Below are 12453 nucleotides of genomic sequence, written 5' to 3' on the forward strand. Positions count from 1 at the left end.
ATGAACAGATAGCATGAGTTTAAGTACCCTGATTGATGAGTTAAATCTAAAACAGAAACAGGCGGCTACCACCACTGCCCAGAATTGTCTGGTCCTAGCGGGTGCTGGGTGTGGCAAAACCAAAACAATTGTAGCCCGGGCTGCTTACTTAATTGATCAGGGTATTCCCGCTGACCAGATTCAGATCTTGACCTTTACCCGTCGTGCTGCGAGTGAAATTGTCACTCGGGTAGAGCAGCACCTCGGAGCAAAAGCCCGGGGTCTGCGTGCCTCAACATTCCATACCTTTTGTATGTACCTGCTGCGCCGTAATTCTCAGGCATTTGGACTGGGCCAGTTCAGTATTATTGACCGTGATGACCAGATACTGATGTTCCGGCTGTTACGTGGCAAAGATAAAGAGAGTGTATTGCCCAAGGCAGCACAGCTTTGTGATATTTATTCATATGCCCGTAATACCCGGAACAAACTGAGTGAAGCAATTGCACAGCAATGGCCAGATGCTTTGGAACATAAGGCACAGATCGCTGAACTCATGCAAGCTTATGAACAGCGAAAGCGTGAGCGTAATTTTCTGGACTATGATGATATTCTGGCAATTGTAGCGGTGCACTTACAACATTCAGAAGCACTGGTTAACTGGGTAACCCGACTGTGTTCAGTTCTGCTGGTTGATGAAATGCAGGATACTAATCCGCTGCAATGGGCTTTACTACAGCCCTTGGTGGGTAAAATCAAACTATTCTGTGTGGGTGATGACGCACAGTCGATTTATGGCTTTCGGGGGGCTGATTTTGAGAATATCCATCATTTTAAAGAACGTGTGCCTGATGCCGAGGTATTAAATCTGGATTTTAATTACCGCTCTACTCAGGAGATTCTGGATTTATCTAACTGGCTGCTTGATAAAAGTCCACTTCATTACGATAAACATCTGATTGCCGCTCGAGGCCGCGGAATAAAACCACAATTGCACCTGTTCAGTAATGAATTTGAAGAGGCTAGCTGGATTGCTCAAGATCTGATCAAGCGTCAATATACAGGCGCCCAGTGGTATGAGCATATGATTCTGGTACGTTCTTCTTTTACTGCACGGCATTTGGAAGGTGCATTAATCAATGCCAATATCCCCTATAAATTTGTGGGTGGGGTAAAACTGCTTGAATCTGCGCATGTAAAGGATATGCTGAGCATGCTGCGGGTGGTAGCTAATCCACAGGATGATATTGCCTGGATGCGTTTTCTGACGCTCTGGAATGGTGTAGGGGATGTAGGTGCCAGCAAGCTCGCTCATGAACTGATTCAGTTGTCTGATATTGATATGCGTTGTGAGCGGCTGGAACAGCATGGCCGGGTGGCACTTAAGGCAATACTGATGATGAAGCAGCTAGATGTTTTACAACATGAAGTCGAGGTTTGTATCAGTCTTGCTGTAGAAGCACTCTCTGAACAGCTAGAAGATAATTACAAAAACAAAGAATGGTCCAGACGTCTGAAAGACTTTGATCTGGTCAAGCAATTAGCCCGTAAACATAACAGCCTGGCCGGTTTTCTTGAAGAATATGTACTGGAGCCTATTTCGGTGTCAGAAGTGGAGCGTAGCACTGATCAGGATCTGGTTACCCTGATTACTATCCATTCTGCCAAGGGAGCAGAGCAAAAAGTCTGTTACGTTCCTCATGTTTCACCAAGTCAGTATCCACATGCTCGTGCACAGGGTGATTTTGACCAGGTAGAAGAAGAGCGCCGTGTTCTGTATGTGGCATTGACCCGGGCGCAGGATGAGCTGATTCTGACCAAGCAGGAATTCAGTAGCTGGGCACAAGATAAATATGATGAACAGGGCCGTATTATTGAAAGTTATTTTTTAAATGACTTGCCTGAATCACTGGTCGATGTGCAGATCCATCAACCGTCATCGCGCAGTTTTGTGCAAAAACGCTGGAATAATTCAGCTGCAATAAATTTAGGTTTTGGTATAGATCTCGATTAAACTAGTCAGATTGTGCTAATGCACTCGAAAAGTAGAGTAGGCATATACTTTTTGATGTTACATACCTGCCGCTGGAAAAGGTAATTTATGAAAATTTTAGTACGCAACCTGGAACGTACCGTCACTGAAGCTGAACTGCTAGAGCTGTTTAAGGCCTATGGTACGGTTGACTCCTGCCAGCTAGTACTTGATGCACAAACTGGCAAGTCTAAAGGCTTTGCCTTTGTTGAGATGCCACATGGGCGTGAAGCTGTAAAAGCAATCAAGGGTCTCAATACCTTGCGACTGCATGGTCATGGTATTCGCGTAAAAGCTGCGGAAGACAAGCCTAAGGCTTAAATAAAGATGGAGCAGATAATGCTCCTTTTTTATACTTGGAATAATTAGAGTAAATCTGATATGCCCTATATTGTGGAAGAATACTCTCTGGCTGAGATGGATAGCGATCAATAAAATATTACTATAGAGCAATGTAGTCATATCATTCAAAAGAAAAAATCTATCTAGGTTATGTCACTCATCCATAATTCTTATTGTGAATCCCGGCTAATTCTGTTTATCTTAATCTTGTAAGTAAAAACAAAATTTAGGAAGACTTTTCATGTCCCGTGTTGCCCGCTTTCATGCTGACCGTACTAACCAGAAACTCTATTTTGCACGTCTGGCTTGCCAGCAGGCAGAGCAGATTGAGCATGTACAGCAGGCACAGGCTTATCGTGAGGCTGCTGTGTTTCATCTGCATGGTTCATTACTGGCATTTTTACAGGAACTGGCCCGTTATTACCGTTTAAATGATTCACAGCCTACCTTAAAGTCAATTGAGGAACAGATGGCAGATAAAGGACAGGTTTCGCCTGAAGTGGTCGTTATGCAGCAACTGGCCAAACATGGCTTTATTGCCGAGCTTAAGCGGGCTTATCGCTTATGCCAGTATGCACCTGAACCTAATGCTCCTGTACCTGAAGAAGAGACCTCATCCAATCTGATTATTAAAGTCACCCAAGGCCCACAAAGCTGGTTGCCAGATGTTAAAATTCTGCGAGAATGGCACCGTGAACTGACCCAGCTGATTGATGGTTTTCGTAATGAAATGGTTGAGTTCTAAAACGGTCTATTGGATAGACTTGAAATTTGATTGACCTGCTCTTATATAAATATTTCGAGATGCAAAGTATCAATGCTTTGCCACCATGTCGGAGCATGGAGGAGTTATGTCTATACAACAGTTGAAAAAATTATTTGGTAATCAGGAAGCAGTATTGGAACTGGTACAGCTCGAAGGTGGTGAATTGGCATTGCGCAATGCAGGTTCAGAAAAAGAACCCTTGGTTAAAATCCAGTTTAATGATGAAGTTAAAGCCTTGCTTGGTGATGAAACTGCTGTAGTAGCACAGCATATGATACAGGCCGCATTATTTGGTCTGCTTGAAAAACAGGTTAATCAGTGGCAGGCTCAGGTTATTGATGAAAAACCAAAATACCTGAGCTAGTAAGCACTGCAAACTTAAAATTTATACTAAAAAAGCGTACATCAAAGTACGCTTTTTTAAATATTTTAACTAGTGTGTCGGGGCTGTATGGTGCGCAATTTCGATCTGGTTCAAGATATGATTACTCATATTTTTAGCCATTTCTTCTTTGGCAAAGAATACCTCGCCAATATTTTCTGCCCGGATAACTTCAGCCTCTTCCTTACTTTCCGCACAGATCAGTACCTGAATCTGTGGATTTAGCTGTTTGGCAATATCGATAATACGATGCACATTTACAATGTCCATGGGCGACAGTACTAACAGTCGCGCATGCATAATATGGGCCTGTATCAATACACCAGGCTCAGTCGCCACGCCACTGACCGCAGCAATACCCCGCTCACGTAATTTCTCTACTATTTCGCGGTTTTCTTCAGCAATAACAACTTTGATATTCTCTTGCATTAAAGTGCGAGTGATGCGACGGCCAACTTCCCCATGCCCAACAATTACAACCTGATCGCGCAGATAGTCTTGAGATACTTCATCCGGTAGCATCGCAAGCGGGTCACCGCTACGCTCCAGTAGCCGGGCTAAATGAGATCGTTCACGAATCCAGCGCTGTGCTGGTTCAATGGCAGAGAAAATAAATGAGTTCAGGCTAATCGAAATGAGGGCCCCTGCCAAAATCAGATTCTGGCCTTCCAGGCTAAGCAGACCTAAAGATAAGCCTAATGTGGCCAGGATAAAAGAGAATTCACCAATTTGTGCCAGTGAGGCACCGACAGTCAGGGCTGTATTAATCGGATAACGGAAGAACAGGACCAGTGCCATCGCTGCCAGTGTCTTGCCGATCATAATAATGGCGACTACACCTAAAATGTGAACAGGTTCTTCGACTAGAATCCGAGGGTCGAATAACATGCCAACTGAAACGAAAAACAGTACCGAAAAAATTTCACGCAGTGGTAAGGTTTCCTCTTCAGCACGATGACTAAAATCTGATTCCTTGACTACCATACCGGCAAAGAAAGCTCCCAGTGCCATCGATACGCCGAAAACCGCATATGAGCCATAAGCAATTGAAACTGCCGCAGCAACCACAGTTAAAGTAAAAAGTTCACGAGAACCCAGACGTGCGACAAACTGCATAATCATTGGGACTAGGCGTTTTCCAATAATCAGCATAAAAGCAATAAAACCGGTCACTTTAAGTAAAGTCAGACCTAAAGTAAGCCAGATATTTTCATCGCCACTACCATCAGATAGTGGTGTTCCGCCTAAAAGCACTGCAGTAGCAGGAAGCAGCACCAATACCAGTACCATAACCAGATCTTCAACCAGTAGCCAGCCTACAGCAATTTTGCCGTTGACTGATTCGAGCAGGCCACGGTCACCCAGTGCTTTAAGTAAAACGACTGTACTGGCACAGGAAAGACTTAAACCAAAGACCAGAGCTGAGCCGAAACTCCAGCCCCATAACATGCTAATACCGATTCCCAGCAGTGTTGCTACTGTAATCTGTAAAATTGCGCCTGGCACAGCAATTCGCCTAACCTGAAGCAGGTCATTAAGCGAGAAATGCATGCCCACACCAAACATTAGAAACATTACACCAAGTTCGGCTAACTGGTTGGCCAGTTGAATATCACCCACCATACCTGGGGTGTTGGGGCTAATAATGATACCGGCAATAAGATAGCCAATCAGGGGAGGAAGGCGTAGACGGGCAGCAATATAGCCAAAGATCAGAGCAATACCAAAACCGACTGCCAGTAAAATAATGAGATCTACGTCATGAGGCACTACCTACTCCTTAAAGATGGAGGTGAAAAGAAAATAATAAAAATAAAGCACAAAAGATGCCAAAATCTATTGATATAAAAAGTGTAGCAAGTCAAGCAAAAAAAATGCAAAAAAAAACGACCTCTAGGGAGATCGTTTCTTGGCGCTTCATCAAGATTACTTGATTTTAGCTTCTTTGAAAATCACGTGTTGACGGATTTTTGGGTCAAACTTTTTGATTTCCATTTTTTCAGGCATTGTACGTTTGTTTTTAGTCGTGGTATAGAAATAACCAGTACCAGCAGACGAAACTAGGCGAATTTTGTCACGCATTGCAATGACTCCTTAGATCTTTTGGCCTTGAGCACGAAGATCAGCTACAACCTTTTCAATGCCCAATTTGTCGATAATACGCATACCTTTAGTGGTCAGACGAAGACGTACAAAACGCTTTTCGCTTTCTAACCAGAAACGGTGGTGGTGCAGGTTCGGCTCGAACCGGCGCTTGGTTTTGTTGTTGGCGTGTGAGACGTTGTTACCAACGACTGGACGCTTGCCGGTAACTTGGCAAACCTTAGACATGGTGGAACTCCATTGATTTAGCCAGCAGCAAATGTGTGGCCAGTCATAAAATAAACGGATGAATTCATTCAAGGGGCGTTTTATACCAAAAATCCGATTAAAAGACAAGCGAATTCGGTTAAAACACAGCATGATCTGGTGTGATAGATCATGCCTTGATCATTTAACGCAACAGTGTTTTTGAAATCAATTTGTAGAGCGGCTTGTTAAATGGTGGCAGAATAAATTTTAAGCTATAGAGCTTGGAATTTGACATCATTGAACGTTCATGCGACAAACTGAAGAAGCCTTCCGGTCCATGATATTTACCCATACCGGAGGCCCCGATCCCACCAAAAGGCAAGTCATCCTGAGCAACGTGAGTTAATACGGTATTCATACCAAAATGTCCGGAATGCGTACGCTGTGCGATATAATCAGCGCGTGCTGAATCATAGTCGAAATAGTATAACGCAAGTGGGCGTGGACGTTGATTAATAAACTCAATCACTTCATCAATCTGATCATATTCCATGATGGGTAGTACCGGCCCAAAAATTTCATTCTGCATGATTTGCATAAAACTGGTGACCCCAGTCACTAGGGTCGGTGCAATTTTATAGACATCTTCCAGCAGTTCATTTTTTGGATTAATTTCCACAATCTGCGCACCCTGTTCACGCGCATCATCTAAATAACTCTGTACCCGGCGGTATTGCTTGTCATTTACGATGGAGGTGTAATCTTGATTATTACGTAAATGAGGATACATAGTCGTGGCAATCGTACGGAATTCTGCTATAAATTCCTCTGTCTTACCTTTGGGTAGAAACATGTAGTCTGGTGCAACACAGGTCTGTCCAGCATTCCAGAGTTTGCCCACAGCGATCCGCTGTGCCAGATCTTTCATATTCATGGAAGGGTGTACTACCACTGGTGACTTGCCGCCCAGTTCTAAAATGACTGGTACCAGATTTTCAGCTGCTGCTGCCATTACAGTTTTACCTACTGCGGTTGAGCCAGTAAAAATAATCTTGTCAAAAGGCAGATGGCTAAAGGCATCTGAAATAGGGCCGCCTCCATTGACTACTGCGACCAGATCTTGCGGAAAAGCTTCTGCCAGAGCTCGTTCCAGAATCTGGCCAAAATTTGAAGACGCGCTGGAAATCTTGATCATGGCATGGTTGCCTGCTGCCAATGCGCAGATTAATGGGCCTATGGATAAAAGTAGGGGATAGTTCCAAGGCGCAATAATGCCGATCACGCCCATAGGCTGATATTGTACCCATGCCTTGGCAGGCTGATGAATCATGGCAACATGACGTTTAGATGGTTTCATCCACTGGCTTAAATGCTTGCTATAATATTTAATATGTTCAAGACAGGTCAGCAGCTCGCCAATTTTAGTTTCACCAATTGAACGGTTGTAATAATCATGATTGATTGCGTCTGCAAACTGGTCCTGATATTTTACCAGTACGCGTCTTAAACGGGACAGGCGGTCAATACGTTCTTTGGCCGAAGGTACCTGATGACGCTGATACGCCAATCTCTGATGTTCAAGCAAGTCTTGCATATGCTGAATATCAGGTGAATGTGGAGTCATTTGAGTTGTTTTTGTTTGACTATTCATGACACGCTACCATTAAATAAAATCTAATATTTAATTTTTTAGAGTAAATGCTCTAAATAGTCAAGTCACTTTATGTGTTAGTCCACTAACTTTTTGAAATAGATGGTTATTAAGAATGTCCCACTCCAAGACCATGAAAACTAAAGACCGGATTTTGCAGATCAGTTTGCAACTCTTTAATGAGCGTGGAGAGCGTTCTGTAACCACCAACCATATTGCAGCCGAATTGGGAATCAGTCCAGGTAACCTGTATTACCATTTTCGCAACAAGCAGGAAATTATTAAGGAACTGATGGAACAATACCAGAAAGAGACACTCGACATGCTGTCTCTGCCAGATGACCGTCAGTTGAATGCCAATGACAAGATTCGTTATTTTCAGGTTCTTAGCAGCCAGTTATGGGAATACCGCTTTTTGCATCGGGATGTTTATCATCTGGTCGAAAACAATGATGACTTTAGAAAGATGTATCCACGCTTTGCCGGCCAGGTCATGCAGCAGGGCCAGAGAATTTATCAGGCTTTTGTCGATGCAGGGCTAATGAAAATGACTGCTTCAGAAATTGAGGCACTCATTATTAACCTGTGGATTGTGTTGACCAACTGGACCAATTTCCTGTATATGTCTGGCCACATCAGTGACAGCAACCATCTTGAAGAAAAATGGGTATGGCAGGCGCTGCGCCAGATGGTCTTTCTGGAAGGGCCATACCTCATGGGAGAAAGTCGTGAGACTTATGAGCGTCTGCTTGAAACCTTCGGCTCTTCAGAACTGTTTGCCAGCCTGTCTTCAGCAAAATAGCATACAGCTTTTTTCATAACTATTCTGCCCGCCGTAAAAACGCGCTAGAATATGCGGCTTGTTTTTAATTTGACTTATAAGCGATATCAACCGACATGAACATGACCACTGCCAATACAGCACGACTCCTGATTACTTGTGAAGACAAGCCGGGCATTGTGCAGGCTGTATCGAGCTTTTTGTATCATCAGGGAGCAAATATTACCGCACTTGATCAATATGCAACTGAAGCGCAGGGCGGTCGATATTTCATGCGTGTTGAATTTGAACTTGAACATTTGCAGACCCGTAAGGAAACACTGATCCAGACCTTTGCTGTGAATGTAGCCCAGCGTTATGACATGCACTGGCGTCTGGCTTTTGTCAGTGATGTGAAAAAAGTGGGTATCTTAGTCTCTAAAGTCGACCATGCCTTGCTCGAGCTGCTATGGCGTCATGCCCGCGGAGCTCTGCCATGTGAAATTACCAAGGTGGTATCTAATCATGAGACTCTGCGTTCAGCAGTAGAGAACTTTGGTATTCCATTTGAAGTGGTGCCCGTCAATAAAGAAAACAAGCGTGAAGCTTATGCGAAGATTGATGAATTGATGCAGGGCAATGATCTGTTGGTACTGGCACGTTATATGCAGATCCTGGACGAAGAGTTTGTCAGCAAATGGGAGATGAAAATTATTAATATTCATCACTCGTTCCTGCCAGCATTTGTAGGAGCTAATCCATATCAGCAAGCTTATGACAAAGGTGTAAAACTGATTGGGGCTACAGCACATTATGTCACTGCTGATCTGGATCAGGGTCCGATAATTGAGCAGGATGTAGAACGGGTGAGCCATGACTTTACAGTAGAGCAGTTGCGTGAGCTTGGTCAGGATGTAGAGCGCCACGTACTGGCGCGAGCAGTGAGATGGCACCTTGAAGACCGTATTATTGTAGATGGCAACAAGACCGTTGTTTTTCAGTAAAACTAATTAAAGTCTGACTAAAAAAAGGCATATCTAGGGATATGCCTTTTTTTATTGCTGAATTAGAAAGTTGGTTAAAATAAATTAAATAACGGTTGCAAATGAAAACACTTCTCATTTATTATTGCGATACTTTCATTGTGCTAACCGATGAGCTTTATCTTCTTCTCCTGTTGTATTGAAGTAAAGCAATCTATTAGGTAACAGATTCTTATGAGTCATTCCTCCGTGTCCAGTATGCCCCCTTCTAACCCGATGAAAAAGAAAATTGTCGCAGCTTTAGCTGTGGTAATGGTCGGGCATATCGGTGTGCTTTGGGGTGTGAGCCATCTTAAAACTGCTGATCTTAAACCGATTGAAAAAGAACCTTTACAGGTCCGGTTTGTCAAGATCCAGCAGCCACCTGAACCTTTACCACCTAAACCAAAGGTTGAGCCAAAAAAAGCTGAACCTGCCAAGCCAAAAGAGGTTAAAGAAGTAAAAGTAGTTGAAAAACCTTTACCTCCGCCACCGAAAAAGGTTGAGAAGGTTCAGCAGGTGAAAAAAGCTGAAGCACCTAAACCTGTTGCGAAACCGGTAGAAATACCGCCAGTGCCTTCACCTGTAGCTACCACAACAGCTTCAGAAACTAAAATAGCTAAACCGGCATCCGCACCCGCTGCGCCACCTGCACCTGCTGCTGCACCACCGGCTCCGCCTTCGCCACCGTCTCCAAAAACTGTTTCAATTGGTGGAGCAGGAGTACAGTGGAGCCGTTCACCAAAACCGTCTTATAGTAATAAAGACTTGCAGGGTGAAACCCGGGTAATTGTGGTGCATATCGAGGCAGATGAAAAAGGTTCTATTATTAAAGAGCGGACCCGTATTACCAAATCAAGTGGGATTAGTGCACTCGATGAAAAGATTTTACGCGCAGTGCGTAGTGCAAAATTCAAACCGTATAAAGAAAATGGTGTAGCTTATCCGATCCGGGCCGAGCAGCCATTTGAATTAACATTGAATCCTAACGGCTAACATTTTCAGGAGTTCGAGTATGAACTTTTCAGTTTATTGGCAACATGCGGATGCAGTCAGCAAAACACTGTATTTCGTGCTCTTGGCAATGTCGATTGCGACATGGACCATCTTTATTTTACGTCTGATGGGTACCCGCCAACTTAAACAGCAAGCTTATGCTCAACTCTCGCAGGCTTTGGCTAAACTTAAAACCAAACTGGCACCACTCGGTTTTGAGCAGCGTAAAGCAGTCGCTGAACAGGCTCTACTGCGCCAGATTTCTGCAGAGAAAGCTTCTGCAGAAAAAGGTGTGGCAGTCTTGGGGACTATTGCTTCTATTGCACCATTTGTTGGCTTGTTCGGTACAGTATGGGGAATCTTTCATGCCCTGGTGGCCGTAGGTAAGAGTGGCCAGGCCGGTCTTGCTCAGGTTGCAACACCAGTAGGTGAGGCCTTGATCATGACAGGACTTGGTTTGGCCGTAGCGATTCCTGCAGTACTGGCTTATAACATTGCAGTACGTTTCAATCGTGGACTTGCTCATGACCTGCAAGATCAGGCACATAGCTTGCTGATTGATACTATGTTACAGCAGGACAGTAATGTATCTAAAACAGAAGTAAATAATGCTGCACAGCAGCAATATGCTGGAGGTCAGGCTTAATGGCTTTTCAATTGGGTGAAGATAACGATGCTGGCATGAATGAGATGAATCTCATTCCGCTCATCGATATTATGCTGGTTTTGATGATCATCTTTCTGGTGACAGCGACCGTTGCCAACCCATCAATTCCATTAAATCTGCCACAAACTACAGCAGAAATTATCGATCCGCCGCCTGAGGCGATTACAATCAGTATCAATGCCCAGAATCAGGTGGCATGGAATGATCAGATGATCAGTCTTCAAGAGCTTGAAACCCGGTTTGCAGAAGCCGGACAGGCTGAACGTAAACCCACAGTTCAGCTAAGAGCAGATAAAGACTCACGGTATGACACTGTAGCGCAGGTAATGTCTCGTGCGAGCGAAGCCGGGCTCAGCGATATTGCTTTCGTTAGTGATAATTAAAATAAAAACGTTAAAAAAGCGGCCAGTATAGCCGCTTTTTTTATAGATGTTTTTTATTCAGATTTGAGTAAATCCTGGAATTTATTTCTCAACTTTAACAGTTTTGGAGGAATCATAAAGTTACAGTAGCCTTGGGAAGGGTTTTTGGCAAAAAAATTCTGATGATACTCTTCAGCCTCATAAAAAGTAGGTACCGGACTCAGTTCTGTCACAATATCTAAACCCTCAGCTTTGAGCGCATTAATCATCTGCTGTGCCTGTTGCTGCTGTTCTTCATCAAAATAATAAATCACTGAGCGGTACTGTGTGCCAATGTCATTGCCTTGACGGTTTAACGTAGTTGGGTCATGAGTGGCAAAAAATACTTCAAGTAGCTGCTGATAGCTGATCTGCTGTTCATCAAACTCTACCAGAATGACTTCGGCATGATGTGTCTGTCCGCTACATACAGCTTCATAATCCGGATTCTCAGTATGACCGCCTGCATAGCCACTGACGACTTTTTCTACACCTTTGAGTTGCAGAAAAACTGCTTCAACACACCAGAAACAGCCGCCTCCAAATAATGCCTGTTGCATAGTCTTATCCTGTTGAATAGATTTCCTCCACTATAATAAATTTTCATAGAGCTACAATAGAGCTTGTGTGCAACAGACGTAAAAAAGCCCGTCTAAACGGGCAAATCAATCTATTCAATTCTTAGCGTAGTCGGGCTGGACTGCTAAGCTGCATTACTACATTGCCATGACGGTCGAGTAACTTTAAGGTTTTATGATAGACCTGATAAGCGCTTACTTTAGCGAGAGCCTCGTTATAAGCTGCAGCAACCTGCTGGTTACTCGGATTTAAACAAGCCATACGGGTGGATGCCATCTGGCCAAAAACCAGTCCTTTATTGGTAAGCTGATAGCTACCCATAATCCGGTTGCAGCCATCAGTGCCGCTAAAACGTTGTGTGGCTGATTCAAGCATCAGGCTTGGGAGAGTCTGGACAGCTTGGCTAGTTTTAACAATCTCGGTATTGCCGATATATGTTACGGTCCAGTTGCGATCCAATAATTGTGCTTGAACAACGTCGACAGTAGTATTGCCTTGATCAGGCATATTCGTACATGCAGTAAATAGAACCGAACTGCCTATCACGCTCGCCATTAAAATCTGTTTAAACATTTTAGCGTTCT

Annotated in this window: 15 protein-coding genes; 9 read left to right on the plus strand and 6 right to left on the minus strand. The window is 43.8% G+C overall.

Annotation, left to right across the window (positions count from 1 at the left end; translation table 11 throughout):
- Positions 1–13: 13 nt before the first annotated feature.
- The 4 genes from ABZP31_RS01820 to ABZP31_RS01835 all read left to right on the plus strand — a co-directional run bounded on the left by ABZP31_RS01820 (position 14) and on the right by ABZP31_RS01835 (position 3483).
- Positions 14–1993 (plus strand): ATP-dependent helicase, encoded by a 1980-nt coding sequence (locus tag ABZP31_RS01820; RefSeq protein ID WP_248133901.1) that lies wholly within the window; start codon positions 14–16, stop codon positions 1991–1993.
- An 87-nt stretch (positions 1994–2080) separates the two neighbouring features.
- Positions 2081–2332 carry an RNA-binding protein gene (locus ABZP31_RS01825; protein WP_005016663.1) on the plus strand — a complete coding sequence of 84 codons (252 nt, stop codon included), beginning with the start codon at positions 2081–2083 and terminating at the stop codon, positions 2330–2332.
- Positions 2333–2594: 262 nt separating this feature from the next.
- Entirely contained in the window at positions 2595–3098 is a 504-nt protein-coding gene (locus ABZP31_RS01830; RefSeq protein WP_005023301.1) for a DUF6586 family protein, read from the plus strand.
- A 106-nt stretch (positions 3099–3204) separates the two neighbouring features.
- On the plus strand, positions 3205–3483 hold the full coding sequence (locus ABZP31_RS01835; RefSeq protein ID WP_005016657.1) for a hypothetical protein: 279 nt from the start codon (positions 3205–3207) through the stop codon (positions 3481–3483).
- A 69-nt stretch (positions 3484–3552) separates the two neighbouring features.
- Here ABZP31_RS01835 and ABZP31_RS01840 read toward each other — a convergent pair whose 3' ends face one another.
- From ABZP31_RS01840 to ABZP31_RS01855, 4 genes are all read right to left on the minus strand, one after another.
- On the minus strand, positions 3553–5271 hold the full coding sequence (locus tag ABZP31_RS01840; RefSeq protein ID WP_005016649.1) for a cation:proton antiporter: 1719 nt from the start codon (positions 5269–5271) through the stop codon (positions 3553–3555).
- A 156-nt stretch (positions 5272–5427) separates the two neighbouring features.
- Complete coding sequence (rpmG, locus tag ABZP31_RS01845) at positions 5428–5583, minus strand: 50S ribosomal protein L33 (protein WP_001205031.1); 156 nt, start codon at positions 5581–5583, stop codon at positions 5428–5430.
- Between the two features lie 12 nt (positions 5584–5595).
- Positions 5596–5832, minus strand: a complete 237-nt coding sequence (gene rpmB / locus ABZP31_RS01850; RefSeq protein ID WP_000048256.1) for a 50S ribosomal protein L28 — start codon at positions 5830–5832, stop codon at positions 5596–5598.
- Positions 5833–5995: 163 nt separating this feature from the next.
- On the minus strand, positions 5996–7444 hold the full coding sequence (locus ABZP31_RS01855) for a coniferyl aldehyde dehydrogenase (RefSeq protein WP_005023304.1): 1449 nt from the start codon (positions 7442–7444) through the stop codon (positions 5996–5998).
- A 115-nt stretch (positions 7445–7559) separates the two neighbouring features.
- On the opposite strand from ABZP31_RS01855, the gene ABZP31_RS01860 reads away from it, so the two are divergent.
- The 5 genes from ABZP31_RS01860 (at position 7560) to ABZP31_RS01880 (ending at position 11272) form a co-directional block, all read left to right on the plus strand.
- The gene (locus ABZP31_RS01860) at positions 7560–8246 is read left to right on the plus strand and encodes a TetR/AcrR family transcriptional regulator (protein ID WP_010699874.1); all 687 of its coding nucleotides are present in this window, start codon (positions 7560–7562) and stop codon (positions 8244–8246) included.
- Positions 8247–8341: 95 nt separating this feature from the next.
- Complete coding sequence (purU, locus tag ABZP31_RS01865; protein ID WP_005404562.1) at positions 8342–9208, plus strand: formyltetrahydrofolate deformylase; 867 nt, start codon at positions 8342–8344, stop codon at positions 9206–9208.
- A 213-nt stretch (positions 9209–9421) separates the two neighbouring features.
- Positions 9422–10222, plus strand: a complete 801-nt coding sequence (locus tag ABZP31_RS01870) for a TonB family protein (RefSeq protein WP_005023308.1) — start codon at positions 9422–9424, stop codon at positions 10220–10222.
- Positions 10223–10241: 19 nt separating this feature from the next.
- Positions 10242–10868: a MotA/TolQ/ExbB proton channel family protein gene (locus ABZP31_RS01875; RefSeq protein WP_005016640.1), complete on the plus strand. Its 627-nt coding sequence runs from the start codon at positions 10242–10244 to the stop codon at positions 10866–10868.
- A complete protein-coding gene (locus ABZP31_RS01880) occupies positions 10868–11272 on the plus strand; it encodes a biopolymer transporter ExbD (protein WP_005016638.1) in 405 nt (134 codons plus the stop codon). The genes ABZP31_RS01875 and ABZP31_RS01880 overlap by 1 nt, the downstream gene beginning before the upstream one ends.
- A gap of 53 nt (positions 11273–11325) precedes the next feature.
- Here the strand turns inward: ABZP31_RS01880 and msrA are convergent, their stop codons facing one another.
- Positions 11326–11850, minus strand: coding sequence for a peptide-methionine (S)-S-oxide reductase MsrA (msrA, locus tag ABZP31_RS01885; protein ID WP_005016635.1), 525 nt, complete (start codon positions 11848–11850; stop codon positions 11326–11328).
- 121 nt (positions 11851–11971) lie between these two features.
- Positions 11972–12442 (minus strand): META domain-containing protein, encoded by a 471-nt coding sequence (locus ABZP31_RS01890; protein ID WP_005023310.1) that lies wholly within the window; start codon positions 12440–12442, stop codon positions 11972–11974.
- Positions 12443–12453: the final 11 nt, after the last annotated feature.

This window comes from Acinetobacter sp. FL, assembly GCF_040744925.1.
Classification (GTDB): Bacteria; Pseudomonadota; Gammaproteobacteria; order Pseudomonadales; family Moraxellaceae; genus Acinetobacter; species Acinetobacter radioresistens.